Annotated in this window: 28 protein-coding genes and 1 tRNA gene; 14 read left to right on the top strand and 15 right to left on the bottom strand. The window is 53.6% G+C overall.

Annotated elements, in window-relative coordinates:
• Nucleotide 1: 1 nt before the first annotated feature.
• The 10 genes from Q8902_08240 to Q8902_08195 all read right to left on the bottom strand — a co-directional run bounded on the left by Q8902_08240 (nt 2) and on the right by Q8902_08195 (nt 8,895).
• On the bottom strand, nt 2–568 hold the full coding sequence (locus Q8902_08240; protein ID MDP4199544.1) for an RNA polymerase sigma factor: 567 nt from the start codon (nt 566–568) through the stop codon (nt 2–4).
• A gap of 221 nt (nt 569–789) precedes the next feature.
• A tRNA-Gln gene (locus Q8902_08235) sits at nt 790–861 on the bottom strand.
• Nucleotides 862–906: 45 nt separating this feature from the next.
• Nucleotides 907–2,109 (bottom strand): membrane protein insertion efficiency factor YidD, encoded by a 1,203-nt coding sequence (yidD, locus tag Q8902_08230; GenBank protein MDP4199543.1) that lies wholly within the window; start codon nt 2,107–2,109, stop codon nt 907–909.
• Between the two features lie 91 nt (nt 2,110–2,200).
• Nucleotides 2,201–2,671 carry a PEGA domain-containing protein gene (locus tag Q8902_08225; protein MDP4199542.1) on the bottom strand — a complete coding sequence of 157 codons (471 nt, stop codon included), beginning with the start codon at nt 2,669–2,671 and terminating at the stop codon, nt 2,201–2,203.
• Between the two features lie 123 nt (nt 2,672–2,794).
• Nucleotides 2,795–3,463: an outer membrane beta-barrel protein gene (locus Q8902_08220; protein MDP4199541.1), complete on the bottom strand. Its 669-nt coding sequence runs from the start codon at nt 3,461–3,463 to the stop codon at nt 2,795–2,797.
• 33 nt (nt 3,464–3,496) lie between these two features.
• Entirely contained in the window at nt 3,497–4,240 is a 744-nt protein-coding gene (locus Q8902_08215) for a hypothetical protein (protein ID MDP4199540.1), read from the bottom strand.
• Between the two features lie 31 nt (nt 4,241–4,271).
• On the bottom strand, nt 4,272–5,054 hold the full coding sequence (locus Q8902_08210; protein MDP4199539.1) for a hypothetical protein: 783 nt from the start codon (nt 5,052–5,054) through the stop codon (nt 4,272–4,274).
• A gap of 102 nt (nt 5,055–5,156) precedes the next feature.
• Entirely contained in the window at nt 5,157–5,705 is a 549-nt protein-coding gene (locus Q8902_08205) for an ankyrin repeat domain-containing protein (GenBank protein ID MDP4199538.1), read from the bottom strand.
• Between the two features lie 56 nt (nt 5,706–5,761).
• Nucleotides 5,762–7,048: an ATP-dependent Clp protease ATP-binding subunit ClpX gene (clpX, locus tag Q8902_08200; protein ID MDP4199537.1), complete on the bottom strand. Its 1,287-nt coding sequence runs from the start codon at nt 7,046–7,048 to the stop codon at nt 5,762–5,764.
• Nucleotides 7,045–8,895: a M3 family metallopeptidase gene (locus tag Q8902_08195; protein ID MDP4199536.1), complete on the bottom strand. Its 1,851-nt coding sequence runs from the start codon at nt 8,893–8,895 to the stop codon at nt 7,045–7,047. Before Q8902_08195 ends, clpX begins: the two co-directional genes overlap by 4 nt.
• A gap of 84 nt (nt 8,896–8,979) precedes the next feature.
• Between Q8902_08195 and Q8902_08190 the strand changes: the two genes are divergently transcribed.
• The 4 genes from Q8902_08190 to Q8902_08175 are packed head-to-tail and all read left to right on the top strand — an operon-like array spanning nt 8,980 to nt 11,085.
• Nucleotides 8,980–9,465: a hypothetical protein gene (locus Q8902_08190; protein MDP4199535.1), complete on the top strand. Its 486-nt coding sequence runs from the start codon at nt 8,980–8,982 to the stop codon at nt 9,463–9,465.
• 12 nt (nt 9,466–9,477) lie between these two features.
• Nucleotides 9,478–9,846, top strand: a complete 369-nt coding sequence (locus Q8902_08185) for a hypothetical protein (GenBank protein ID MDP4199534.1) — start codon at nt 9,478–9,480, stop codon at nt 9,844–9,846.
• A gap of 12 nt (nt 9,847–9,858) precedes the next feature.
• The gene (locus tag Q8902_08180) at nt 9,859–10,314 is read left to right on the top strand and encodes a hypothetical protein (GenBank protein MDP4199533.1); all 456 of its coding nucleotides are present in this window, start codon (nt 9,859–9,861) and stop codon (nt 10,312–10,314) included.
• A gap of 3 nt (nt 10,315–10,317) precedes the next feature.
• Nucleotides 10,318–11,085, top strand: a complete 768-nt coding sequence (locus Q8902_08175) for a hypothetical protein (protein ID MDP4199532.1) — start codon at nt 10,318–10,320, stop codon at nt 11,083–11,085.
• Between the two features lie 25 nt (nt 11,086–11,110).
• Here Q8902_08175 and Q8902_08170 read toward each other — a convergent pair whose 3' ends face one another.
• Entirely contained in the window at nt 11,111–14,584 is a 3,474-nt protein-coding gene (locus tag Q8902_08170; GenBank protein MDP4199531.1) for a DNA translocase FtsK 4TM domain-containing protein, read from the bottom strand.
• A 223-nt stretch (nt 14,585–14,807) separates the two neighbouring features.
• Between Q8902_08170 and Q8902_08165 the strand changes: the two genes are divergently transcribed.
• The 3 genes from Q8902_08165 to Q8902_08155 are packed head-to-tail and all read left to right on the top strand — an operon-like array spanning nt 14,808 to nt 16,689.
• Nucleotides 14,808–15,425: a sigma-70 family RNA polymerase sigma factor gene (locus Q8902_08165; GenBank protein MDP4199530.1), complete on the top strand. Its 618-nt coding sequence runs from the start codon at nt 14,808–14,810 to the stop codon at nt 15,423–15,425.
• Nucleotides 15,426–15,477: 52 nt separating this feature from the next.
• Nucleotides 15,478–16,047, top strand: coding sequence for a hypothetical protein (locus Q8902_08160; GenBank protein MDP4199529.1), 570 nt, complete (start codon nt 15,478–15,480; stop codon nt 16,045–16,047).
• A gap of 36 nt (nt 16,048–16,083) precedes the next feature.
• On the top strand, nt 16,084–16,689 hold the full coding sequence (locus tag Q8902_08155) for a hypothetical protein (GenBank protein ID MDP4199528.1): 606 nt from the start codon (nt 16,084–16,086) through the stop codon (nt 16,687–16,689).
• 3 nt (nt 16,690–16,692) lie between these two features.
• Here the strand turns inward: Q8902_08155 and Q8902_08150 are convergent, their stop codons facing one another.
• Complete coding sequence (locus Q8902_08150) at nt 16,693–17,097, bottom strand: DUF1761 domain-containing protein (protein MDP4199527.1); 405 nt, start codon at nt 17,095–17,097, stop codon at nt 16,693–16,695.
• Nucleotides 17,098–17,326: 229 nt separating this feature from the next.
• Here Q8902_08150 and Q8902_08145 point away from each other — a divergent pair, with 229 nt between their 5' ends.
• The gene (locus Q8902_08145) at nt 17,327–17,710 is read left to right on the top strand and encodes a Spy/CpxP family protein refolding chaperone (protein ID MDP4199526.1); all 384 of its coding nucleotides are present in this window, start codon (nt 17,327–17,329) and stop codon (nt 17,708–17,710) included.
• Nucleotides 17,711–17,784: 74 nt separating this feature from the next.
• Here Q8902_08145 and Q8902_08140 read toward each other — a convergent pair whose 3' ends face one another.
• Both Q8902_08140 and Q8902_08135 read right to left on the bottom strand, forming a co-directional pair.
• The gene (locus Q8902_08140) at nt 17,785–19,029 is read right to left on the bottom strand and encodes a Glu/Leu/Phe/Val dehydrogenase dimerization domain-containing protein (GenBank protein MDP4199525.1); all 1,245 of its coding nucleotides are present in this window, start codon (nt 19,027–19,029) and stop codon (nt 17,785–17,787) included.
• A gap of 103 nt (nt 19,030–19,132) precedes the next feature.
• Complete coding sequence (locus tag Q8902_08135) at nt 19,133–20,149, bottom strand: BadF/BadG/BcrA/BcrD ATPase family protein (protein MDP4199524.1); 1,017 nt, start codon at nt 20,147–20,149, stop codon at nt 19,133–19,135.
• Between the two features lie 230 nt (nt 20,150–20,379).
• Between Q8902_08135 and Q8902_08130 the strand changes: the two genes are divergently transcribed.
• Genes Q8902_08130 through Q8902_08115 form a run of 4 tightly spaced genes read left to right on the top strand, consistent with a single transcriptional unit; the run spans nt 20,380 to nt 23,012 of the window.
• Nucleotides 20,380–20,793 (top strand): NADH-quinone oxidoreductase subunit A, encoded by a 414-nt coding sequence (locus tag Q8902_08130; protein ID MDP4199523.1) that lies wholly within the window; start codon nt 20,380–20,382, stop codon nt 20,791–20,793.
• Nucleotides 20,790–21,287: an NADH-quinone oxidoreductase subunit B family protein gene (locus Q8902_08125; GenBank protein MDP4199522.1), complete on the top strand. Its 498-nt coding sequence runs from the start codon at nt 20,790–20,792 to the stop codon at nt 21,285–21,287. The genes Q8902_08130 and Q8902_08125 overlap by 4 nt, the downstream gene beginning before the upstream one ends.
• Entirely contained in the window at nt 21,284–21,787 is a 504-nt protein-coding gene (locus Q8902_08120; protein MDP4199521.1) for an NADH-quinone oxidoreductase subunit C, read from the top strand. Before Q8902_08125 ends, Q8902_08120 begins: the two co-directional genes overlap by 4 nt.
• Nucleotides 21,788–21,812: 25 nt before the next feature.
• A complete protein-coding gene (locus tag Q8902_08115; GenBank protein MDP4199520.1) occupies nt 21,813–23,012 on the top strand; it encodes an NADH-quinone oxidoreductase subunit D in 1,200 nt (399 codons plus the stop codon).
• Nucleotides 23,013–23,035: 23 nt separating this feature from the next.
• On the opposite strand, the gene Q8902_08110 is transcribed toward Q8902_08115, so the two are convergent.
• Nucleotides 23,036–23,467: a phage tail protein gene (locus Q8902_08110; GenBank protein MDP4199519.1), complete on the bottom strand. Its 432-nt coding sequence runs from the start codon at nt 23,465–23,467 to the stop codon at nt 23,036–23,038.
• 191 nt (nt 23,468–23,658) lie between these two features.
• On the opposite strand from Q8902_08110, the gene Q8902_08105 reads away from it, so the two are divergent.
• On the top strand, nt 23,659–24,765 hold the full coding sequence (locus Q8902_08105; GenBank protein ID MDP4199518.1) for an NADH-quinone oxidoreductase subunit H: 1,107 nt from the start codon (nt 23,659–23,661) through the stop codon (nt 24,763–24,765).
• Between the two features lie 11 nt (nt 24,766–24,776).
• Nucleotides 24,777–24,986, top strand: coding sequence for a hypothetical protein (locus tag Q8902_08100; GenBank protein ID MDP4199517.1), 210 nt, complete (start codon nt 24,777–24,779; stop codon nt 24,984–24,986).
• The last annotated feature ends 13 nt before the right edge of the window (nt 24,987–24,999 follow it).

Below are 24,999 nucleotides of genomic sequence, written 5' to 3'. Positions count from 1 at the left end.
CTTAAGAATGCTTGACGAGATCGTGAATATAGGGCCGAAGTACGTGGCGGACTTGTTCCTTCGCGCGCCAGACCCGATTGCGGAGAGCGTCGATACTTTCGCCGGTCAATGTGGACATCTCTTCATAGGAATACCCTTGATAGAATTTTAGAACGAATGCCTCGCGATATTCGAATTCGAGGAGTTCGAGTGCGAGGTTAAGAATATGAAGCAGATCATCCCGTTCAAGCCGTTCATCGGTCGCTGCCGCGAGTTCGAGATCGTCGAGCGAGAGCGGCGCTTTTGTATCCCGTTTCCAATTCAGGCAGAGGTTCCGCGCGACCCGAAGAATGAACCCACCGGGATTCGTAACGAGCAAGTCCTGGCTGGCAGCCGAATAAAATTTTAGGAACACCTCCTGTAGCAGGTCCTGGCTTGCCGCAGTATCACCAGTCATCCGGAGCAACAACGCATACGTACGCTGAGCATACCGGCCATACAATTCACTAAAGGCTGCCTCGGCTTCGCGGCGGGAGCCTCGAAGGTCGTTTGCCAATTCCTGATCGGTCCTTTGGGATGAGCGTTTCACGATCTATGGGATTCAAGCAACAGTGTTCCGCTCGTCGCGGCTATTACAAAGACACAACTGCAGTAGAAATGTCTCAGGCATTTCGAGAATCATCAACCAAGGAGTCCGTGGGATTTCTCCCGTTCAGAGTAAGGACAGTCTACAATAGTGAATCGAAAGGCATACCTGGGACTTGACAAAAACAGAAAAGCCGCTAAGTGCTTGGCACCTAACGGCTTATGCTGCCTCGCCAGGACTCGAACCTGGAATCTACTGCTCCAGAGGCAGCCGCCATACCATTAGGCCACGAGGCAATGCACGGCCCTAACAGGTTTCCATCATTGGAGGTTTCGTCAGAGTTATTTCCAGCAACGATCGAGAAAATCGGTGGAAAAGTAAAAATCCAATTGCAGTGCATGGCGCAGTGAGCCGAGCGCAATCGCTTGGGATCGTGCATTTTCCGCAGCAGCCGCATTGTATGAGCCGACGATATTTCCCAAATAGAATGGAAGTGCGATCGAACTCACCAGAATACCGGATCCAGTATTATGGTTTTTAAACAGCGAGTAAATTCCCCATCCGAGCAGACCGTTAAAGGTCAGTGCGGAAATGCCTTCGCCGAATCGTCCCGCATAGACGTATCCCGATCCTGGCAGAACAGCCCCCATAATACCAGCCAGCGTTGGCGATTTATGGCCGCTGTTCCGAACGCTCATAACATAATCGGTCGAAGACGGAACAGCTGCAGCAGCACTATCATACTGCTCCTCTTTTGTCAACGCATACGCCGCAAGGTTCGAATACATCTGAGATTTGTGTGAAGCATCTCGACAACGGCCGGCATTCCAGGCGTCGAGATCTTCTGCATCTGCAATGAGATAATCCACAAGGAACGCATTGCGCTGTCGGACGGAATCAAGGGTGTTGGGAATTACCTGATCGATAGCCGCTCGAGCTTTCTTGAGAGATTGTTGTCGCAAATAATCGATTGCAACCAGGGCATTCGCATAGTTCGAGAGTGTACTATTTTCGGAGTTTGACTGCAATCGCTTGAGTTCGATGATCGAGAAATCAAACTCTTGCTCGAAGTATAAGGAATAAGCAAATCGAAGAGGTATTAGCACTGCAGTATCGGTCAATCGCGGAATGGACCGGTTGTGCGCATTGAGTCCGAGTTTCCACATTCCACCCTGACCAAAGACGTAATTCTTTTCCGGCGGATCGTAGAAGAGCTGACCATCATAAGGATAATCACTTCGGCTGGCATGGGTGCCACAGCGCATTAGGCGGTCGGCCGCGAGCATCGTCCCGACGAATGGTCCGTATTGCGCCACTGCTTCCCTGGCAAATTGCGAGCAACTTGGCTCGAACTGACATTTACTCGTGGGTTGACGGATCGGCGAGAGAACGTGCTGGTAAAAGTCAAGCGCCAGTTCGGCCGTCGAGGAAAGATAGGATTGATCACTCCGGTTCTGATTCTGTCCTCTCGCAGCACCCGAGGCAAGAAGAATTAGAATGAAGAAGACCGGGCGCAAGCCGGGCTTGGGATTCGGATTGAACATTAGCAGTCGACGGGCGATAAGTACGTGTAACAACCAAAAAATCCGCATCTCCCTTTCCGTGGAGAGCGGATTTCCTGGAATTGGAAAATGCTTACTGCCAGTTGATGTCGATCGACGCGAGGCGCTCACCCTCTGGAGAATTCACCGTCAGGTGACCGAAATTCTCGTTGACCGGCACTTCCAGCATTCCCGTTCCACGCTCGAGCGTTACGTTAATGTGGTCGGGATCGACATCGTACGCAGAGCCCGTGATTAAATCAACGGCACCACCCGGAATCCCGCCGCAAATCAAGTTGCCCCAGAACCACCCGGTGATACTCTTATCGGTAGTCACCTTCGCCGTACGATAGTTATCGAGCTTGACTTCAATGACATGTTCCTTGCCGCGCGTAAGTTTTGTCGTGGCCGAACCTGTGCCGGCAAGTTCACCATCAATATAGATTTTGGCTTGCTCAGGCGTCGCGCGAACATTTACCTCTTGCTTGCTCCCATTGACAATCGTCGAGCACGAGTTGAAAGCGAGTGCCGACATCAAGACTAAGACGGACAATTTGATTTTCATCGATATTCGGTTTAACAGGGTTGAAAGAACAATAGGGATTGGAGACCCTCGAACTGGGAAACACAAATATAACACGTGTTCCGGCACAACACAAACAAACGAATGATTTTAGTGGCCCGTCCATCAAAACCGCACTGCCAGTGAACCATAGATTGTGGTAATGCCCCAATATGAACTCGCCACGTTTTTGGCATCCACGGAGTAGATCTGCGAAAGCGGGAGATCGGCCGTGATACTCGGTGCAACCTGCAGTCCAAGCAATGCAAAGTCATATCCCGCCGAAATATGAGCCGAGTATCTCATGTTCGCGGAATTCTCTAAAGGACCATTTTGCCAGACTGAATCAATAGTAGCGTTGTACTTCCGTTGATAAAAATGGCTCGAAACCATATAGGCTGCAGAAGGAGCAGCCTGAACAAACACCCCGACAACGGGGATTGTATACCTCACATACGGCTCGAACGTAATGTAAGTCTGACTGATATTCGCGCTGTCGCGAATGGAAAATGACGGATCATTCGGATTCGTCCAGGTATGAGCGGATTCAAATTGCTTATAATCGACACCAGGCATGACGCCGATCGAAAGTCCGAATAGCGAAATCACATCATACGAAACAGCACCCCGCACGGCGTAACCGGAACCATCGGAATAAGGACACGCGCATGGAGCGGTGAACGTACCGCCCTGAATATCATAGCCGACACCGGCTTCGACGCCCCACTGGGCACGAGAAGCGTATGGAGCAATGACGAGGAGTACCGCAATCACCGCATAATGTCTAAATATCATAAACCGACGAGACTTGTGAGTGGAAGAGCGCTCCTACAAACCAAATTTCAGCGCGATTGTGCCATAGACCGAAGAAATCTTCCACCCACTCGCGTTCAAAGATCGGACATTCGTAAGCGGAGCATCATACGTGATCATCGGCGCAAGAATTGATCGGCTGATTGGAATCTCATATCCTGCCGAAATGAACGCAGCTACGCGCAACTGGCTTGCATCTGCAATGTCGCCATTGGCTGTGGTCTCTTTTCGTGATCCATCGGGGAGCGAGATGTTGTTGTAGGTTGTCCCGTTCATCGTCACCGTTGATGTTGTGATCGCCCGCGTCTCCGTCAACTCGCTCGAAACCAAATCGGACACGCTTGCGCCGAGCTGAAAGAAGAGACCTAGTCCCGGAAGCTTGTAGCCAAGGTACGGCGAGAGCGTCAGATAGCCTGCCGAGACGTCGAGCGTGTGCTCAATCGGAATCCGGCCCGCGTTGTCTGGCGATTGGAAAACGACAGAATCCTGAAAGATGCCTGAGCTGCTCGTCTTCTTATAATCCAGCCGAGCCTTCATGCCCGCTCGCACCCCCGAAAACATTGGCATCTCAAAGAAGAGTGCACCCGTAAAGCCGGTACCGGTTCCGTTGCCTGGAATGCAGCCACAAGAATCCTTGATAGCGCCGGACTGCATGTGTCGGCCGATACCGAACTCGAGTCCGATCTGGTTCTGAGCGAGAACGTTCATTGGCTGGAAAATCAGAACAGAAATAGCTGCGAAGCAGAATCGAAGCGTCATAATGCTCGATGTTAGTGATGACCAATCGACATTACAAACCAAATTTCAGCATGACCGTGCCGTAGATCGAGGAAATTTTCCAGTTCGTCGCAGTGACATCGCGGACGGTTGAGAGCGGGAGATCGTAGGTCACCATCGGCGCAACTCCAAATCCAAAAACATCCACCACATAATAACCGATTGACATCTGCGCGGCGACGCGTAACTTGTTCGCATCTTGGATTGGACCATCACTGAGCGTCTCGGTGGTCGCCCCGTTTTGAAACCTCATGTCGGGAATTGTGTGACCGTTCACGGTAAGAGATGTTGTAGCCAACTGCCGCGTTTCTTTGAACGTACTCGACTGAAGGTCGGACACAGTGGTCCCAAGTTGCAGGAATAACGGGATACCCGGAATGAAGTAGCTCAGGTATGGCATGAAGGTGATGTAAGTAATCGACACATCGAGTACCCGATTAATCGGCATTTGCATCACAGTATCCGTCCCGCTCCCAGACGCCTGGATGATAGCTGGTTCGGTGATTGCGATGGAGCCGTGTGTCCTTTTGAATTCGAGTCCACTCTTGACACCACCTCTGATCCCAAAGAAGAGCGGCGCTTCGTATGAAACCGCTCCCCTAAAGCCAGTACCGCTACCATCCGCGAAGGAACAGCCGCATGCCGCATCCACTTCACCGCTTTGCGTGTCTCGACCGACACCGAATTCAAAACCGATCTGAGACTGAGCGCGAAGTCCGGGACTCGCGACAGTTAACAACAGGGATATCAAAGCAACTCTTCGCATCATGTGACTATCCTCCGTGCGTGTGGACATTACCCTACCAAATAACACAAATAGGACATCAGAGTTACGCTGCACTTCAACCAGCATTAAGATTTAGCACACCTACATCTTCGAGATCGAATACTGGCAAGACTATTCGAGCAATGCCCTCACGCCATCGCTGCAACCATGAGATTTTGCAACATCGAGTGGGGTTTCTGCTTTCATGTTTTTCACATTCTTGATTGCTCCATGCTTAACCAAAAGAGTGATCATCGCTGAATCGCAGAACTTCGCAGCATCGAAATGCGGGGTTCCGCCCCATTTATCCGGCACGTTCGGTGAGGCTCCATGATACAGCAGATAGATAATAATCTCCATGAACTTCGCATGTCTAGCATTGCCAGAAGAATCTTGCCAAAGCGATAAATCAGCAGCCGCCTGAAGTTGGCGGTTTGAATTGCCTTCGTAGTAGATTACAGCGTCGTAAAACGGCGTAAAGCCCACGCTGTCCTTCAAATTTGGGTCCGCCCCACTTTCAACAAGATGTTTGATTGCACTTAGATTTCCATCGCTGACGGCGAGATGGAGAGGTGAATCGCCCAATAAGTTGCGATTCTCAGTCGAATCGCGTGCATTTTTGACTCCATTGCATGCCGAGAAAATGAGACATGACGTTATCAAATAAGATAGGACCTGCATAATCTTAGAAGAATGGACCATCTTCGGCGAGGTCTTACTTTACTTTCACTTGAACTCTACGCCGCCTTGCGCTCCGCGTTGATATAGAGTGCTGCGCCGCCCTCGACGGTCTCGCGAGTGATCACGACCTTCTCGACGCGATCGTTCTCGGGCAAGTGGAACATGATATCCATGAGGCAAGCCTCCATGATGGAGCGCAAGGAGCGCGCGCCGCTACCGCGCTCCATGGCGCGGTCGATGATCGCCTCCAGCGCCGGACGATCGAACTCGAGCTCGACGCCTTCCATCGCGAAGAGCTTGCGGTATTGCTTGACGAGCGCATTGCGCGGCTCGGTGAGCACGCGGAACATGGCATCGCGCGAGAGACCATTCAGCGGTGCGAGTACTGGCAAGCGTCCGATCAGCTCCGGAATAAAGCCAAACTTGAGCAAGTCCTCAGACTGGACGAACTGCAGGAGATCGACAGCCTTCTCGTCGATGCGCGACGGGATCTTCGCGCCGAACCCAATTGGATACTTGTGTATGCGCCGGAGAATGATCTTCTCCAATCCATCGAACGCGCCACCACAGATAAAGAGAATGTGCTTGGTATTGATATGCACGAGCGGCTGCTCGGGATGTTTGCGCCCACCCTTGGGCGGCACGCCGGCGATTGTCCCTTCGAGCAGCTTCAGCAATCCTTGCTGCACGCCTTCGCCGGAGACATCGCGCGTGATGGATGCCGAGTCTTGCTTGCGCGCAATCTTATCCACTTCATCCAAATAAACAATGCCGCGCTCGGCCTTCGCCTGATCGAAATCCGCTGCCTGCAGGAGCGCGCTCAAAATGGATTCGACATCATCACCGACGTATCCTGCTTCGGTCAGCGTCGTCGCATCCGCAATGGCGAACGGCACGTCCAGAATGCGCGCAAGCGTTTGTGCGAGCAGCGTCTTGCCGGTGCCGGTCGGACCGAGCAGCAAGATGTTCGACTTTTCGATCTCGGTATCTTCAAATCCCTCGACGCCGATCAGAGTCTCGGATTCGATCCGCTTATAGTGGTTGTATACAGCGACGGCCAGGGTCCGCTTCGCACGGTCCTGCTCGATGACAAATTCCGAAAGAGCTTTTTCGATCGATCGCGGAGTGAATGTCGCGAGCTGCATCTTGCGCGATGCCTTCTTCTTCGTGTATTGCGGCAGATGCGCGCGCAGCAGCTCGACGTGGTTCGAGGTGCAGATGTCACAAATAAATGCACCTTCGAATGGCGCGCTTATGAGCGTTAGTACCTCCGAGGACGAACGTCCGCAGAACGAACAAAATGCTGGACGCTCATCATCTCCACTGTTGTGCTTCTCTGTCATTTTTTGGTTTCTCTTGGATAATTCTTTCGGATCCACATCTTGAATTTGTCATTCGCGCCGTCGAATGTGCCATTCTCGAACTCGCAAATTGTTTCGGTGCCATGCATCACGCGGACGTGCGCGTCGAGATTGGGCTCGCCGGTGAATTCCGGAATCGTAGGCAGCCACTCGACATCTTGTTTTGCTTTCGCAATGGTGTCCTCCACCGATCTTGTCACCTCGCGTATGAGCGCTTCGGCCGAGAACGGCCCGCCCGTCAAGTCGTTTACCATATCAAAGAACGCTTTCGCGTTCCCCGGCTCCCAGTAGGCCTTCGCGAGTTCCGGCCCAACCTTGGGATTATCGACAATGTAGCCGTACTTCGAAAGAAAGTACTCGCGGGTCTGATGCACCGCCATCTCTGCGAGCAAATACCCATGCGTATAGGCCGGAGTATCGAGCGGGTGGGTTATTGAAAGCATGGGCATTGTGCCCGCATTGATCAACATCAGCCGCTGTTCGGTATCGCGGGCAAGTTTCAGGATGTTCTCGCGTGTCAGTTCCGCTTCCGGCATTTCGTACATCGCCTTCTCGAAATAGCTCACCATCGGAATGCGACGGATAACGACAGCTTCGAACGGCTGTTCCATTCGAATGCCCCGCTCGATCAAATCCAATGGCATCGTTTCACCGCTCAGCGACTTGGCATATCGCGTCAGCCAGTCGGCATCATGAAGAATACGGTCGAGAAACATCGACTGCGTCTCCGGATAGGAGTGCGGAGCGGGGTACATCGAGAAGACCGGCGATGGCTGCGTCACATTCGAGTAGTGCGCCGCATGACCACCTTCATGGAACAACACCTGGAGTCCGCGCTCGCCAGCACCAACTTGATTGGGTGTTGCGTGCGAGCAAAAATTGATGCGCGCGGCATTCCATGCCTGGCCATCGAAAAAGCTCGGGACGGGCGCATGCATGAAGCCATTCTCGTACTTACCGTGCCGATCGATGAGATCGAGCGTGAGCTGCGCGTTCCGGAAACGAATGCCGAGCGCCGAAAAGGACCGCACCCATCGCTCCAATGCGGATTCGAACGGCAGATAGGGGTCGCGTTCTTTCGAAAGATCGCCTCTGCGGAAGTGGGAGAAATTCCATGGCTCTCGCGCACTTTCACCATGCGAGCGAACGAGTGCTGCGACCGATCTCGAGGCCGCATCTCGCGTCTTCAGTTCAAAGTCTTCCAACAACTCGAAAATCCTCTGCTTGGAAAGCCCTTCGGAACGCTGCACTTGCATCTCATAGAAATCTTCATAGTCCAGCATTCGCGCCATCCTATTGCGGGCACGGATAATATCGAGAAAGCCATTATCGAGCACGAACTGCTCATAAGTCAACAAGGCGTGGTAGGCCGCCTTTCGCGTCGGCTCATCATCCGAGATTGTCAGGATCGTCGGAAGCTCATTCGACGTGGCACGGACGAATTCACCACTTTTCGGGTCGGTATATCCCCATTCGTACTTCGCGTTTTTCGCTTGAAATTCGTGCTCCAACTTCAGCAAGGTTTCCGAAAACGCGCGTGCCGCAGCATCCTCGATCACAGAGCTTCGGAACATCCGTTGCCAGGACTGGACGAGGTTCCGCTCGCGAGAATCCATTGTCTGAGCTTCGAGATCGGCGAGCATTCTCAGCCAGGCCGGATCTTCGGAGAACTGCTGAAAGGCAAGGTCAGCCATGGTCAGTTGTTCCTGACTCTTATCGGGATCCGAGCCCAATCGCATTTTGGTCTCCCAAAACAGATCGTTCGAGAGCGTATGGTGACCCAGAAACTGCTTTGTAAGACTCTGTAAGGCGCTGGCAACTTCTGACATAATAGTGCGTTCGGAATTGAGATTGAGGAATTACGGAACCCCTATCCCCAATTCTTAATTCTGCACTATCCAATCATAATTATCATGCTCACAACGATCCAATCCCTCCCCGATTCCTCGCGCATTTGGATTTTCCCGGCCGACCGAAAGCTGACAGCGTCAGAATCATCAGAACTGTTGGCACTTATCGATGCGTATCTCGCCAACTGGAAAGCGCATGAAGTGCCGGTGCAGGCCGCCCGCGATTTGCGATATGACCAGTTTCTGGTCATCGCGGCCGATCCGCAAGTGACAGCCCCAAGCGGCTGCTCGATCGACGATTTGACGCGCGCCATCAAAGCGCTCTCGGCCAAGTTCGGTGTCGATTTCTTCAGCGCCCTGAAAGTGTTTTATAAGGAAGGCGACGAAGTCCGCGTCGCGAGCCGTAGTGGATTCAAGTCCACTGCGAATCCGGATACGATCGTCTTCGATAATTCGATCACCACACTCGGTGCCCTGCGTGCCGGCAAGTGGGAGTTACCAGCAAGTGAGAGCTGGCACAAAGCATTGCTGAACCTCATTCCCGCATAGCCATTTCGCTCTATGGATATCGATCAGGTTTACCGGATTGCATTTGAAGCGTTCACGAATGCGCTCGACCAAAAACTGACGACGCCGGATACCGACGTTGCAATCGCGCCAAAGTTTTACCACGGGACGTTGGTGTTACAACCTAAAGACACTTCACTGCAAGCCAAAGAAGTCGATCTCGAAGTCTTCTTCAAGAAGATCGTCTCGCTCCGCAACAACCTTCGCGTGCTCGAACAGAAGATCAATAGCAGCAAGCTCGAAGAAGGCGAGAAGGTCGAACTGGAGGGCTATGTCACACGCTGTTATGGGAGCCTGACGACGTTCAACGTGCTATTTCAAGATCAAGCAGAGAGGTTCGTGGGTTCCAAGTCCGATTCATGATTGAGCACGGGAATGAAGGTTCGTGCGTCCCTGCTGATTCTCATCATTTCGCTGGCCGGTTGCTCTGCGACTCATAAGCCTTGGACAATCTTCAGAGCGTGGCACGGCGCAATGGTGACGCTTAGCGATCCGCATCTCAATGAGTCCATCACCGAGCCGATTGAAAAATTCGGTTACTTGAACCTGACACTCAGCAGGGATAGTACCTTCGAGTTCAGTCTCGGCGTTTTGAAGGATGTGGTCCTTGCACGAAATGTATTTGGCGTCGAAGGCAATGTCGTGTTATTGAAGGCCGTTTACAAATCGGAGCGTTTCGGAAAGCTACGGCTTCAAGATTCAAGCTTAATACTATCCTCGCCCGAAGGTGTTATCTTTGTGAGTCAGGACTCAGTCCACTCGGAGCTTCATCTTCGCTACACCGACCGGGAGCATCGAAAGTGGCTCTGCACTTTAGCCGCAAAGGAATAGATCATGAAATACCGCCTTCCCGCACTTGCCCTCACGATTGGCATTGCGGTGTCACTCTTTTCGAGCTGCAAAACAAGTTCTACGTCGCCAGCTGTGAACGTTGATACCACGGGCTTTGACGCGCGCGGAAGCGATTATTTTCCCGTGAGCGCAACGGACATCGTGTCCGCCCACTTTCGCGGGGCCGAAAGTCGATTCGACCTGAATGGGAGCCTCATCGAACTCGATAGCATCGATCAGGACCGAACAGCATTCGTGATGGGATCGGCGCAGTTGCTTGGTCTTCCCGGATTTTCCATCGGTGCCTACAACGATCGCGGCAACACCACGAACAGCGGCCGGCCTTCGGCGTATGTTGCTCTGGCAAACGGCAACGTCTATGGCAGCGACAAAGATGCTTCCACTAAAGCTCTCGCATTGCCAAATGCTCTTAGCCTTGGATTTTCCTGGAATCCCGATCCAAACGGCGATCCACGGTACAAAGCATCACTGGCACATTATCTGACGAGCTTTACGAATCACAACGGTAATACGTATCAGAGTGTCATCCAGGTTGAAGGCACCTACACGGATTCGACCTACAGCCTCCAAGGCTCAAGTGCACATATCAACGTGGTGAATGTGGGAGCCACATTCTACTTCGCAAAAGGGATCGGACCAGTAGAGATCAATCTTCATCAATATGACCTTCATGGTTATACAGTTGATGCCGGTGGCATCCATGAATACGAGCGCGACATAATGAATGGAGCTATCTCACGGAATAGATGAGATGATTCTTCCCGCGCAGCTCGAATTATCGCAATCCGTCTAAGACGACCTCGAGTTCTGCTTCTGATTCGCATAGCACTTCCCGTGCTTTTGAACCATCGAATGGTCCGACGATGCCAGCTTGCTCAAGTTCATCGACGATGCGCGCAGCGCGGGAGTAACCTACCTTGAGTCGCCTCTGAAGGAGCGATACGCTTCCCTGCTGGTGCCGAACGATCGTCTTCGCAGCCTCTTCAAACAGTTCGTCGCGCGAGTCCTCTTCATCATCGTAACGGCTGCTACCATCTTCCTTCGTGCGAAGAGATGGGAGTGTCCACGGACGTGAGTAACTGAGTTTGTCGCCCTCCTGCACCGCAATAGCGTCGATGATCGCCTCGACTTCTTCTGTCGAGATAAACGGTGACTGCAACCGGATCGGCTTCGGTGTGCCACTGGGCTGATAGAGCATGTCACCATTGCCGAGCAATTGCTCGGCGCCCATGCCATCGAGAATGGTGCGCGAATCGACGCGCGTCGCGACCTGGAAGGCCATACGCGCTGGGAAATTTGCCTTGATAACTCCAGTGATGACATCCACCGATGGCCGTTGCGTCGCGAGAATCAGATGAATGCCAACGGCGCGCGCCATTTGTGCAATACGACAAATCGGCTCTTCGATCTCGCGCGCGGCGGTAATCATAAGATCGGCTAACTCGTCGATGACAACGACGATATATGGCAAGTGATAGTGTTGCTCTTCCTGTGTGGAGCGCAATCGGCCTTGCGCGACCTTAATGTTGTAATCGGCCAGTGAGCGGACGGCGGCCTTGGCAAGCTTGTCGTAGCGCCGTTCCATTTCAATCTCGACCGCTTTGAGTGCGAGCACTGCATACGCCGGAGTCGTCACAATATCTTCGCCCGCTTCCGGCGAAACGATCAGATAGTGTTTGCGAAGCTTCTTATAGAGTGACAGTTCGATCTTCTTCGGATCGATAATAACGAACTTCACATCGCGCGGAGCTTTCGCATAGAGCAGACTCGCGATGATGCCGTTGACTCCGACGGATTTTCCTGAACCCGTCGCACCGGCAATAAGCAAATGCGGCATCCGGTTTAGATCATCGACATAGACATCACCTGAGATCGTCTTGCCCAAGGCGACCGGCAGGTTCATCTTCGTCTTCTTGAAGCTCTCGCTCTCGAACATCTCGCGAATGCGGACGATCTTCGCGACATCGTTCGGAATCTCAACACCGATGGTGCCCTTGCCCGGAATCGGCGCGATGATACGAATGCCGCGCGCCTTCATTGCAAGCGCGATATCATCCGTCAAATTCTCAACGCGCGAAACCTTTACGCCTTCGGCCGGAGTAAATTCGTACAGCGTAACCACAGGACCCGGCGTGACCGTGATATTCTCAATCTCGACGCCAAAGGTCGCGAGCTTATCGCGCAGAAGAAGTCCCTTCTTCGCCAGCTCTTCATCGTGTGCATCCAAAATATCTCGCGGATCTGCCGGCGTAAGAATATCGATCGGCGGATTCCGGAATTTTGTGAGCAACTCCAGATATGGATTTTCTGGCACGACGGGCTTCTTCCCTTCTTCGAAGAAAAGATCTTCCGATTTGCCAGGCACGATTGCCCCAGCCACAATTGCTGGCGCCGTATCGAGTGGAAGTACCGGCAATCCCTTATCATCGATCACCGAGTGTGGCAACGACTCATTGGAAAGTGTCTTCTCATCACCGAGCAAGACCGCCGCTTCCGACTTCAATCCCTTCTGCTTTGGTGGTGCTGTGAATGGTGAAATAACTTGCTCCGAAGAATCGACATTGCTTGACTCCTCGACTGCCGCTGCTTGCGCGGCCGAAAGCACAGGCCCTTGTGTTGCTGGTAGTGGTGTTGGTGTTGGTACAATCGCAGGACTTGATTCCGGTGGCTGAGGAAGTTCTTCCTCGACTGGTACAGCACCATTTGTCAGGCGGCTGAAATGCACTGACTTGACACCAAGTTTGTCCTGACCGTTGCGGGTGAGTCGTGGAATGGGCGCGCCGTTCTCAACCGGCTTTGGCGCGGGCCGGACCTTCAGCAACGGCTGGCCAGGCGTAAACTGAGGGCGTGGAGGAATCGGGGGAACGGGCATCGCAGCAACCGGCGCCGCTGTGACAGGCATCGCCACAGTTGGCGTGCTGAAGCTCTGACTAACCTGAGATTCAGAACTAACCGGAGTCGCAGAATCCTCAGTAGCGCTCTGTGATCGAGCCGATGCTTCCGGAATCACGACCGGGCTATCGGGTAGCTTCCCCCGCGCGGCAACCGGGGTTGGTTCTGCAACAAGTGATGCAGCAATCGTGGGTGCGACTGGCAATGGCGCGCTTTCGTCCGGCGCATCAGATTCCAACTCAGCCTCAGCCGCTTCTTCTTCCGCCCGACGTTCGGAACGCTCCAGTTGCCGTGCTTCGCGTTTGTCCCAAAACTCGATCAGCTTGCGACGCGTGAACATCACGATTGCCGTCCACCATCCATGCAGGCGCCGGGCCGTCTTTTCGATGTCGAGATCAATCGAAAAAATGAGCATCACCGTGAATGCGGTCGCATAAATAATAAATGCGCCCGTGCCCCCGATGGTACGCGTGAACGCAAGTCCTAAAAATTGGCCGACCGAGCCAAACCACTCACGAGGAATATTGGCAAAGTTCGCGGCCGTGCCCATCGTCGCGCTGAAGAGCACGCCGCTAATGAGAAAGAAGGTGGTTGCAAGTGTCAGCCGCCGCCGCTGCCGGTACGTGAACCGAAAAAACGCGAGCGACCACGCGCCGAAAAAGATAGGATAGAGGATTGCGGCAAATCCGATCGTCTTGTTGATCAGGAAGTTTGCGAGCATCGCGCCGACGAGTCCAAGCTTATTATGGACGAGATCGGCATTCGCACGGATCTGATCGCGTACCGGATCGGGCGCATCGCTTGCGGCCGGTACAAACAACGCCGGTAAGTCACTGATCTTCGTTTCGGATATGGCCGCGTCGTTGCTGGAATAACTTACGATCGCGATCAGCACCAGCACGGCAGCCACAATACAGGCCAGTCCGAGAACCTGCCGCTGCTTGACCATGGAATCGGTCTTCTCGCGTGGCGTTTTCAAGGGCAACGGAAGTTGGTCGGCTCCCGATCGATCGCTGGCTGCATCGGACTTCTTCCTCCGCGGCTTGGAAGACTTTGCACGTGTCTTGGGTGCTGGCTCGTCTGGTTCGACGTCCTGCTGTCTGCGCGCCTCTTCCATCTCACGGACTTCTTCGGAGAGCCGCTTTGGCATAGGCCGGACACCCCGAAGTGTCACAAGATCGCCATCATCCGTTGGCGTTCGATCATCCGGCGGGAAGCCGCGATCGGTTGTCGCGCCAGGCCGCACGGGGGTCTGCCGCTCGGCTGCTTGCCGTTCGGCGGACGCGACCTGCGTGATCGAGCCGCTGCGAGAAATTCGAATGTACGGACTATCGGTGGCAGTGAATTCGTCGGCCATGGGCGTTCACGATGATATCGAGCATGCTTTCGCGCCCACATTGGGGTGCATACGCTATGGCACGGGACCATTGGGGCAAAATGGGCGACGTGGCGTAGTGGGTTTAAAGGGGAGAGAGTGGGAAAAGGTTCTCAATAATGATTCGAAATGAGTATTTTTACACGCATTAAACCGGGCCCACGAGGCTTTGCTCCAATGTTCATTATATCGACCCCAAGACACGATGCCCTACTGGCCCGAACACACAAGCATGACGGACGAGGAGCTGGTCCGGCTTTGCCAACGGAGTGTGGCCGAACGGGACAGCGCGTTTACGGCACTCGTCGTCCGGTATCAGAAACGCATCTATCTCGCCGCTCGAAAGATGGTACGCGGCGATCACGATGAGGCTGATGAGATTGCGCAAGAAACATTTGTAAAGGCATATCAGGCGCTGGCCTCGTTTCGGGGTGATTCCCAATTCTACACGTGGCTCTACCGGATCATGATGAACGGGGTAATCCAGCGCTCCCGCCGCAAGAGCATTCGGGAGTTCGTTCGGATTGATGACATGGATTCGGCTCCTCCATCAGAAGACATCGCGCCCGACCAGGGACTTATCGGCTCGGAGACAACACGTCTTCTCGAAGAGGCCATCGAATTGCTGCCGCCAAAGCAACGAAGAGTCTTTCTCATGCGGTTCTACGATGAACTCCCATACGAAGAGATCGCAAAGATCGTCGGTACATCGGTGGGTGGCCTCAAGGCGAATTATTTCCATGCGGTTCGAAAGATCGGCGAACATCTGAAGGCATCAGGCCAAATTCGTCCGGAATTTCTTGCGGAAGCTCCATCGGATTAAGCTATTCTAACAATTAAACTTACCCTGTATTTAGGCGTCAAACAAGATGAACATGCGAAGGCTCAATAATAACGAATCGGAGATGGAGCGATTGGCGGAGGAAATCCGAAGCCAGGGCATGCCATACGAGCATTCCCAGCCGGATGAACGGTACTGGGCGAACTTTCGTGTACGAGTCATGCAGCGCATCACCGAGAACGAAGAGCGAAAGGCCGCTCGGTGGACAACCATCGCATTGGATTGGATTCAGGACCACATTTTAACGGCAAGTCTTAGCACGGCGGCGGTACTCTTTACAATCTCGCTGGTGCTCATGCTCCAACCTTTCGGGACGAGTGAGTCAAGCCGGCCAAAAATCGTCAGCCCGGAGTTGGCAGTCCAGTCACCAGCCATTCCGCCACCGGCAGAAGCCGCGCCTGATGTGATTACAAATGAGTCACAAGAAGCGCACGCGCCTCATCATCCGAGGATGACGAGGAAGCAACCGCAGGAGATGGCTTCACTGGATGTTACCGCGGAGAATCAAATCGATGCGGCCGATGCCATTGCACCCGTCAGTTTGGAGGAGTTGTCAGACCCGGAACTTGAATCGGTCTTACAGAGTCTCCAGTCGGAGAAATAAATTTTGTCGCGATCGCATCTATCGATAGGTTAGATTATGAAACGCATTCTATTACTCACGATCATCCTTGCTTGCGGGTTCATCCCGCAAAGCAGCACGTTCGCGCAAGCCGCAGATGCACAATCTCCGGCAGAACAGAAGGCCGGGCAACAGGCACGACGCGAGGAGCTCGTGCGAAAGATCGAAGATCTGAAGCACGCGAAATTGACAAATGCATTGGGACTCGATGCTGAAACCGCGCCAAAGTTTTTTGCCATCTATGGACCGGCCGAAAGAGATATTCAGTCGCTTGCACAGCAGCGCAATGCGGAAATGAAAAAGCTCGGTCAGCTTACGAACGGTGCGAAGAGCGACGCCGACGTCGATCCGGAGATTGCGAAACTCCGCGATCTCAATCAGCAAATCGAATCGCGGGCCCAGCAGCTCGATGCCGATCTCAAGGGCGTCCTTTCATCACGTCAGCGGGCACGGCTGCTTGTCTTCGAGCATGAATTCAATCAACGAATTCGCCAGGAAGTTGCACAACACCAGGTAGCGCGCGGCGGCACGGCTCGCGCGTTGCGACAGCAATTACGCCAGGAACGTGTTCGCAATCGCTTACTCCGAAAGCTCGCCAAAGGTAAGGCCGCGGAGCAGAAGTAGTCGTCAGAGCATCAGTCCTAGCACGGCGCCGATCATCGCAAATTGCACAATGTGATAGCCGGCATCGACGAGCCAAAGCTTAAAGCTTCGGTTGCCAAAGATGTAATTGATCCCGAAGCTCGTCGCCGCGACGCCAAAACCAAGGGCGGCCGCCCTGCGGATGGCATGTTCGACGCCGGGATTTGGTCCGACGAGTCGCGCAACAACAGTCGCGGCAATGAAGGCGAGTGCATACGAAAGACCGAATGTGAAAGCAGGGTTGCGATTCTTCTTGTCGAGCCGGGAAATCAAACCCGACTCCCGACCCCAGATCCCGCCAAAGACAGACTGCGAGTACCAGATCCCTCCGATGACGAACGTCGTCATCGCCGCAATTGCGACGGCTATGAAGTTAATGTTGTGGAGCATCTCAAATCAGTAAAGACAGAACAGTGTAAAGAAACCGCCAACTAGCGAAGGCCACTCAAGTATTGCCGATAGCGGTGTTCCGGCATGAAGAAAGATAAATCACTCCTTTGGTAACAAAGTTCACGTTCCACCTGTATCGCTATACAACGAAACAGCTCATGACGAAATTATTCGGTCCATGGAGCGCTCGGATCTCGTCACGATAAAGAATTCTCAAGAAAGAAACACGATGAAAACAATCAAACGCACACTGATGGTATTCTTGGCCGCCGGGTCGCTTGCGATCGGCGCCTATGCAGCGTTCGGCGCGTGGCATCACGGTTCGCCAGACAAGATGATCGATCACATGAAAGCGAAACTTGGCCTGAGCGACGGGCAGGTCTCGCAGATCAAGGCGATCTACGCAAAGAAAGAAGCAACATTCAAAGCCGATCGTGAGGCCATGAAAGCCGCTGCCGATAAATCGGACGCCAAGAAGGCCGCATTCCAAAAGATGCGTGCCGATCGCGAGCAAGTCATGGCGGAAGTCCGGCCAATCCTAACGCCGGAGCAGCAAGCCAAATGGGATGAGTTCAGAGCCAAGCACGAGAAGCGGGGCGAAGAGAAGAAGTAAGACGTGTGGATCGAACGTAAACAAAAAGAGCGGGCTTAGGCCCGCTCTTTTTGCATATGCAAGTTAACGTTTGGTTATCGCTGCCAGGACTCTCCGAAACGTCCGCTGAACTCGGACTTCGAAGCGTAAATGCGCTTCGTTCCGCCGATTGCGCGGAGCCGGTCCTCGGCAACCTGATTGGAGGCTTCCATGGTCGTGATGTCTTTATCTCGCGCCAGAATGAGCACGCGCTTCAGGACATCGTAAATCCCTTCGGCTTGCTTCAGCGCGCGCGGCTGCGAATAGCCCTCAAGCTCGTTGGCAACGTTGATGAGGCCGCCGGCATTGATGACATAGTCCGGTGCGAAGAGAATGCCGCGGTCTTTCAGAGCCTGCGCGTGTTCTTCTTCATGTGCAAGCTGATTGTTCGCCGGTCCGGCAACGATCGCGCACTTGAGTTTCGGAATCGTATCATCGTTCAGGATCGCGCCGAGTGCCGCCGGTGCGAAGATGTCGCACGGAATATCGTAGATCGACTCGGGACTGACGACGGTCGCGCCCGTTTCTTTAGCTACCGCATTTGCCTTGTCGGCGTAAATATCGGTGATGGAAACCTTCGCGCCTTCATCGACACAGTATTTGGCCAGGTACTGCGCAACGTGTCCCGCACCCTGAATAACGATGTGCTTTCCGGCGAGTGAATCATTGCCAAATTTTACGGACGCACACGCCTTGATTCCGACGTAAGTGCCGCGCGCGGTGACAGGTGAGGGATCTCCGGAGCCGCCAAGCTCGACCGGAATGCCAGTCACATATTTCGTCTCCGAGCGAATCCAGACCATTTCGGTGAGCGAGGTGCCAACATCTTCGGCAGTGATGTACCGTCCGCCGAGCCCTTCGACGTAGCGTCCGAAAGCACGGAACATCTGCTCGGTCTTATCCTTGCGCGGATCGCCAATGATGACAGCCTTGCCGCCACCAAGATTAAGTCCGGCAACCGCCGCTTTATAGGTCATCCCGCGCGAGAGGCGGAGCACATCGCGGAGTGCATCGAAATCGCTGGCATAGGTCCACATGCGGGTCCCGCCAAGGGCCGGACCAAGCGTGGTATTGTGGATGCCGATAATAGCTTTCAGCCCCGAACGCTGGTCGTGGCAGAAAACGACCTGCTCATGATCGCGCTTGCCCAGCAAATCGAACAGCCCTTTGAATTCATCCGATCGCTCATACGAGACCGTACCGGGCGTCGTAATGGCCGCAACAACCTGACTGTCGCCGTTTTTGCCTAATCCGTTCGGAGCCACAGAAATCTTTGACTTTGGAGTGAGTAGTTCGGCCATCTCGCGTGTCTAATTGGAAGTTCTATAAGAACAGGAGTGGAGGAATTGTTAAGGGATGATTCTGGCTCACAATGCATACAGGCGAACCCGCACGCATGCCGAATCATCCACGGTGGCGCGTAAACGAGGATGAATGAATGCCCGTTCCACCTTCCGCTGGCCGAAATGGCGCCGATTCCAGAGTCAGGGATCTTGCGATTTCCAGTGCTTTGGCACAGGGGGCAAGATCATCGACGAGAACGAGCGAAAGGTCGGTCTCTTCGAACGACATACGAATGGCATCCTGCGTGATTGGATGCTTCGCTATTGAACCGGAGAGATACAGTGTATATGGCTTTGGTCCTCTCAATACGTTCGAAAACACGATCGAAGAGAGCATGGTAAACAGATCGACTAATTCCTCATAGATGAAGTCCCGGACCCCCTCAAGCGTTGCTGCGGTCTGAAACGCATCACTGGCGATCGATGCAACAAATTCCGGATCGCTCGCCGCGCGTCTGGTGATGGCTGTGCGGTCATCCCGCTCCTCAGGCCCAAGACGCATAGCGATTGCATTTGATAGCGCCGCTCGCGGGTAGATTCCATCTAAGACTCCGATGTATCTTCTGAGCGCACGAAGTCCAATTCGGTATCCACTTCCATCATCCGAAAGCAGCGGCCCCCAGCCTCCGATGCGCCGCACCTGACCATCGTCGGTGCGATAGTAGATAACCGAACCGGTCCCGATAATTAGCAGAATGCCCTCTTCTTCCTCCGGGATGGCGGCCTTCAGGGTTAGCGTCGCGTCCCCTTCGAGGTGCAGCTTCGCATGATGGAAGAATGGAAGAGCCACTAGAGCCGCTTTCAGCGATGCCTGGTCTTCGGTCCGGCTCATGCCTGAGAGTCCTATCGCAACAGTCAGCCGCGTTGCAGAGCCATCCAGACCTGGAAGTTCACTCAGAATCTTTTGGAGATTACTGGCGGAAGCTGCAGCATTGCCATCCCGGACTTTGATCGAGACCGGTCGTTCGTAGTATTGCGGTGATTCATCGCCCTGCTGAACCAGCATTCTCGTGCGCGAGCCGCCGGCTTCTATTCCAATGAATGTGCTGCCCGAACTGGGAGGTGGACGTTTGTTCACTGCGTTCGCATGTTGTTATAATACCGAATGGATTGGCGGCGCCCACCATTTTCAGGCATGACCGCACCACATCCTGGGAGCAAAGATACAAAACTTATTTTCATACACCGTGGTGCGCCCTCATCGCGCATCACTCCACGTTGGTAAACAATCGCTATCGTGTGAGTCTGTGGAACGCTACAAAGCGTTTTAGCACTTTAGCAGTTGCATTTTCGCCGACGGCCTTTTTTATGCTCACAGAGTTTAGCCATGTGTTTGCATTTCTCATTCTGGCGATCTTATTCGTCGCCGGAGGGCTCGTCACGAGCAAATTGCTGAGACCACGGAACCCCAACACGTTTAAGCTCTCCTCATACGAGTGTGGCGAGGACCCGATCGAGGGTCCCTGGATCAAGTTCAACATCCGCTATTACGTCATTGCACTCATTTTCATTTTATTCGATGTTGAAATTGTGTTCCTTTTTCCGTGGGCGCTGGTGCTCAAGCCAATGGGCTGGCTCGCGCTCAGCGAAATGTTCACATTCCTGGGGATCTTGCTGGTCGGTTACATCTATGTATGGGCAATGGGCGATCTTGAATGGGCGCGACCGAAACCATTTGTGGCCCGGTTGAAGGATGTTGTATCAATTACGAATTACGAATGAAGGAGCTATTCGACATCCTTCCCGCTGACGCGGGCGAGCGAGACGGTGCCAGTAGCGTGCTCGTTACGAACAGCGCGACGTTGTTCAGTTGGGCGCGGCTTTCGAGCTTGTGGCAAATGAGCTTTGGGCTTGCCTGCTGCGCCATCGAAATGATGGCGACCAGTGCATCGCATTACGACATGATGCGATTCGGCGTGATTCCGCGACCGAGTCCGCGGCAATCCGATCTGATTATCATCAGCGGCACCGTGACGCTCAAAATGGCCTCGCGCATCAAGATGCTCTACGAGCAAATGGCCGATCCGAAATACGTCATCTCGATGGGTAACTGCTCGAACTGCGGCGGACCGTATTGGGAATATGGCTATCACGTGCTGAAGGGAGTCGATCGAGTCATTCCGGTCGATGTGTATGTGCCGGGCTGCCCGCCTCGGCCCGAAGCGCTGTTGGAGGGGTTGTTACGGTTGCAAGAAAAAATCCGTTCGCGAGAATGACCCAGCAAGAGATCGTCGAACACCTTCGCTCTACCTTCGGTGGCACACTCGGCGCCTGGCGCGAGATGGCCGAGGGCGGTAACTATCAACGCCGGAGTGGATCATATCTCGAAATCGTGGATGTGCGAATCCTACGGGATCTCGCATTCTATCTCCGTGATGAGCCGGGGCTCGATTTCAACAATCTCATGCTGCTTTCCTCGCTCGATAACGGTGATGGGACTCTTTCTGTGGTCTATCATATCGAATCAACACATCTTCACCACCAGCTTGCATTGAAGGTTACTCTGCACGCGGAAGGTGCGCACGTACCATCTGTTACTTCCGTTTGGGCGCACGCCAACTGGCAGGAGCGCGAGGCTTGGGACATGATGGGCATTCGGTTCGAGGGACATCCCGATCATCGCCGCATTCTGCTCGATGAGGATTATCCCGGCCATCCGCTCCGCAAGGATTTCAAAGAGCCGGATTTTTATCACGGTATGAAGGTACCGTATTGAGTGACGAGTAACAAGTACAGAGTGAATGCCTGAACTTCTCGAGCGACGCGCACTTATTTCTTCCTCCTCTTCAAAGAGGGGGCAGGGCGTGGCTGATCCAAATCGTCTGCGTACGGAGGAGATGGTACTGAACATGGGGCCGCAGCATCCTTCGACACACGGTGTGCTCCGGTTGGAAGTCGTGCTCGATGGTGAGGTCGTCGTCGATGTAATCCCGCACCTCGGGTATTTGCATCGCTGCTTCGAGAAGCACGCGGAGCACATGACCTATCCGCAGGTCATTCCGTATGTCGACCGGATGGACTACATCGCTGCCATGTCGGGCGAGCATGGCTACGTCGTTGCGGTCGAGCGCATGATGAATATCGAGGTGCCGGAGAAAGTCGAGTACATCCGCGTGCTCTTCGCAGAACTTCAGCGCATCGCATCGCACTTGATTGCGATCGGTACGTATGGCCTCGATGCCGGTGCCTTCACGCCTTTCCTCTACTGCTTTCGCGACCGCGAGACTATTCTTGAAATGTTCGAGAAAACGTGCGGCGCGCGCTTCCTCTATAATTACATGTGGGTCGGTGGCGTCTCACAAGATCTGCATAAGGACGTGTTGCCGATGTGCCGCGAGTTCGTCAAAGTAAATCGCAAGACGCACACGGAGATCAATGAACTGCTGACGTTCAATCATATTTTCGTCCAGCGCACCGCAGGAATCGGCGTGCTCGATCCGCAGGTTGCCGTGAATGCCGGAGCATCGGGGCCGATGCTTCGTTCGACCGGTGTCAAGTGGGACGTCCGAAAGAACGACCCCTATTCAATCTACGATCGATTCGATTTCGAGATTGCCGTTGGCTCGGACACGTTAGCCACGCTTGGCGATGCCTTCAATCGCCATTGGGTGCGAATGCTTGAATGGGAGCAGTCGCTGAATATCATCGAGCAGATTTTGGAGCAGTATCCCGAGAACGATGCGACTGATGTTCAGTCCGCTATCCCGAGACGGCTGAAGCCACCGGTCGGTGAAATATACTCGCGTACTGAAACCCCGCGGGGTGAGTTGGGATACTACATTGTTTCGCGAGGTGATGTGAAGCCCTGGCGCGTGAAAGTCCGCTCGCCAGCCTTTGCGAATTTGAGCATTTTACCGATCATCTCACGGGGCTATTTGGTCGCCGATCTTGTCGTGATTTTGGGGTCGATCGATATTGTGCTCGGGGAGGTGGACCGGTAGAGAATAGCGTTTTAGTGACCTGACTACGAATACTCCACTGAAATTCCTTCATGGACAAGTTCCAGCTCCTCGATCGCAATTTCGCTATCGGAGGAAAACAGAAATGGACCCGAGTAACGAACGGGAAATGCATCGTGCAGCGTCCATACTACCGCCGGAGCATGCTCATCGTCCAATAACTTGATGACCACGTCGCGACGCTCGATCGATCCCATCGTTTTTGTATTGATCCATTGGAAGAACTCGTTATCACCTTTGATAATGCCGCGTTTGAGAATCACATTGCTGAACTTCCGGAGTCCCGGCATTTTCTTCATCGAGTCTTCGGGCGAAGATCCATCGCGGACCGCGACGGCATCGATCAGAATGTCGAGTCCTTTAACTTCCAAAAAACCCGTTCGACTTCCGCCCCACTCGACACTGAAATGATACGCTGGTAAAGGATAAGTCGCCATAGTGCGCCTCGTTAAGAAATAAATCAGAATGACAAAGATCCCGAATAATATCAGGAAGAGAACCGCGATGGAGAGCCAGATGATTTGCATAATCGTGCAAATGACACCACAAAAATACGACGGCAAAAGATCTTCCCACTAAGATGGTGCATAATAACCTTTCATTGCGTCCACACGTTTAGTGTCCATCCATGTTCGATTTCATCTACGAATTCGTCGCCAATATAATTGGTCAAAGCATGGCGTCGCTTGCACTGACGACGCTGGTCTATTGCGCCGTTCCGCTCCTGTTCATTCTGGTCTACGGTCTCATCGCGATCTTAGGTGAGATGAAGATTTCCGCGTGGGTGCAGGACCGTTTGGGACCCATGCGCACTGGTCCGAAAGGCACGCTGCAACCGATTGCTGACATCCTGAAGCTGCTACAGAAAGAAGATACGATGCCGCTCGTAGCGGACAAAGCGATGTACCGGCTCGCGCCGTGGATGATCTTTCTGGCGAGCTACGCGGCATTCGCGGCGCTGCCATTTTCAGTGGCGTATGTTGGCGCGCGTTTGAACACGGGCATTTTTTACTTCATCAGCATCGGCTCGCTCGCGGTGATCTCCATTCTGATGGCCGGCTGGGGATCGAACAATAAGTATTCGATGCTCGGGGCGATGCGTTCTGTCGCTCAAATCATCTCATATGAGATTCCGGTCGCGCTCGCGATCCTCACGATCGTCGTGGTAGCCGGCTCGATGGATTTGCAGACGATCACGAATTTGCAGGCCGGTGGTATTCAAAACTGGTTTCTCTTTGGTGGGCCGAAGCACCTGCCCGGCTTTGGCGGCATGTCGAACCTCGCGCTGATCCCAGTCATGCTCATTGCGTTCGCGGTCTATTTCGTCGGCTCGCTGGCCGAGACGAACCGCGTGCCATTCGATGTGCCTGAAGCCGAATCGGAACTTGTCGCCGGCTATCACACCGAGTATAGCGGTATGAAGTTTGCACTGTTCTTCCTTGCGGAGTATGCGAGCATGTTTGCCGTCGGCGCGGTCGCATCGGTCTTATTCCTGGGTGGCTGGCAATCGCCATTCGGTGGATCGAGCATCGTGGGCGATGCGAACGGACCACTCATCGGATTCGGGTGGTTCGTGCTCAAGGGACTCAGTTTCGTCTTCGTTCAGATCTGGATTCGCTGGACGCTGCCCCGCTTGCGCGTAGATCAGGTCATGCATATTTGCTGGAAGGTGTTGATTCCGTTTAGTCTTGTTGCTGTTCTTGCTGCGAGTACACTTAGCGTTGTTCTTCAATGACGCAACACGGTATGCGACGGCGACGACTCATCTACACCTTGCTCTTCTTCTTCGGGACCGTCCTCGCCGCTGTTGGATGGATCGCGGAGTGGAAACACCTGGATGATTTGTTTCCACTTCTCACTCATACCGCCATCATTGCTGGCGCGGGACACCTTCTGCAAGTCATTGGGGCATTTGGAAGTTTGGTGACGCCGGACCGCATCTTTGAAGATGTGTGAGGAAAAGTCGCCA

Source organism: Bacteroidota bacterium (assembly GCA_030706745.1).
GTDB lineage: Bacteria > Bacteroidota > Ignavibacteria > Palsa-1295 > Palsa-1295 > PALSA-1295.
The sequence above is the reverse complement of the archived record's forward strand: the minus strand, read 5'-3'. Positions and strand labels throughout refer to the sequence as shown.

What these genes read in the sequence shown, in the direction of transcription:
- yidD (MDP4199543.1), bottom strand. Translation starts at nt 2,109, where the DNA reads ATGTTCAATCCGAATCCCAAGCCCGGCTTGCGCCCGGTCTTCTTCATT.
- Q8902_08225 (MDP4199542.1), bottom strand. Translation starts at nt 2,671, where the DNA reads ATGAAAATCAAATTGTCCGTCTTAGTCTTGATGTCGGCACTCGCTTTC.
- Q8902_08220 (MDP4199541.1), bottom strand. Translation starts at nt 3,463, where the DNA reads ATGATATTTAGACATTATGCGGTGATTGCGGTACTCCTCGTCATTGCT.
- Q8902_08215 (MDP4199540.1), bottom strand. Translation starts at nt 4,240, where the DNA reads ATGACGCTTCGATTCTGCTTCGCAGCTATTTCTGTTCTGATTTTCCAG.
- Q8902_08210 (MDP4199539.1), bottom strand. Translation starts at nt 5,054, where the DNA reads ATGTCCACACGCACGGAGGATAGTCACATGATGCGAAGAGTTGCTTTG.
- Q8902_08205 (MDP4199538.1), bottom strand. Translation starts at nt 5,705, where the DNA reads ATGCAGGTCCTATCTTATTTGATAACGTCATGTCTCATTTTCTCGGCA.
- clpX (MDP4199537.1), bottom strand. Translation starts at nt 7,048, where the DNA reads ATGACAGAGAAGCACAACAGTGGAGATGATGAGCGTCCAGCATTTTGT.
- Q8902_08195 (MDP4199536.1), bottom strand. Translation starts at nt 8,895, where the DNA reads ATGTCAGAAGTTGCCAGCGCCTTACAGAGTCTTACAAAGCAGTTTCTG.
- Q8902_08190 (MDP4199535.1), top strand. Translation starts at nt 8,980, where the DNA reads ATGCTCACAACGATCCAATCCCTCCCCGATTCCTCGCGCATTTGGATT.
- Q8902_08185 (MDP4199534.1), top strand. Translation starts at nt 9,478, where the DNA reads ATGGATATCGATCAGGTTTACCGGATTGCATTTGAAGCGTTCACGAAT.
- Q8902_08180 (MDP4199533.1), top strand. Translation starts at nt 9,859, where the DNA reads ATGAAGGTTCGTGCGTCCCTGCTGATTCTCATCATTTCGCTGGCCGGT.
- Q8902_08175 (MDP4199532.1), top strand. Translation starts at nt 10,318, where the DNA reads ATGAAATACCGCCTTCCCGCACTTGCCCTCACGATTGGCATTGCGGTG.
- Q8902_08170 (MDP4199531.1), bottom strand. Translation starts at nt 14,584, where the DNA reads ATGGCCGACGAATTCACTGCCACCGATAGTCCGTACATTCGAATTTCT.
- Q8902_08165 (MDP4199530.1), top strand. Translation starts at nt 14,808, where the DNA reads ATGCCCTACTGGCCCGAACACACAAGCATGACGGACGAGGAGCTGGTC.
- Q8902_08160 (MDP4199529.1), top strand. Translation starts at nt 15,478, where the DNA reads ATGCGAAGGCTCAATAATAACGAATCGGAGATGGAGCGATTGGCGGAG.
- Q8902_08155 (MDP4199528.1), top strand. Translation starts at nt 16,084, where the DNA reads ATGAAACGCATTCTATTACTCACGATCATCCTTGCTTGCGGGTTCATC.
- Q8902_08150 (MDP4199527.1), bottom strand. Translation starts at nt 17,097, where the DNA reads ATGCTCCACAACATTAACTTCATAGCCGTCGCAATTGCGGCGATGACG.
- Q8902_08145 (MDP4199526.1), top strand. Translation starts at nt 17,327, where the DNA reads ATGAAAACAATCAAACGCACACTGATGGTATTCTTGGCCGCCGGGTCG.
- Q8902_08140 (MDP4199525.1), bottom strand. Translation starts at nt 19,029, where the DNA reads ATGGCCGAACTACTCACTCCAAAGTCAAAGATTTCTGTGGCTCCGAAC.
- Q8902_08130 (MDP4199523.1), top strand. Translation starts at nt 20,380, where the DNA reads ATGCTCACAGAGTTTAGCCATGTGTTTGCATTTCTCATTCTGGCGATC.
- Q8902_08125 (MDP4199522.1), top strand. Translation starts at nt 20,790, where the DNA reads ATGAAGGAGCTATTCGACATCCTTCCCGCTGACGCGGGCGAGCGAGAC.
- Q8902_08120 (MDP4199521.1), top strand. Translation starts at nt 21,284, where the DNA reads ATGACCCAGCAAGAGATCGTCGAACACCTTCGCTCTACCTTCGGTGGC.
- Q8902_08115 (MDP4199520.1), top strand. Translation starts at nt 21,813, where the DNA reads ATGCCTGAACTTCTCGAGCGACGCGCACTTATTTCTTCCTCCTCTTCA.
- Q8902_08110 (MDP4199519.1), bottom strand. Translation starts at nt 23,467, where the DNA reads ATGGCGACTTATCCTTTACCAGCGTATCATTTCAGTGTCGAGTGGGGC.
- Q8902_08105 (MDP4199518.1), top strand. Translation starts at nt 23,659, where the DNA reads ATGTTCGATTTCATCTACGAATTCGTCGCCAATATAATTGGTCAAAGC.
- Q8902_08100 (MDP4199517.1), top strand. Translation starts at nt 24,777, where the DNA reads ATGCGACGGCGACGACTCATCTACACCTTGCTCTTCTTCTTCGGGACC.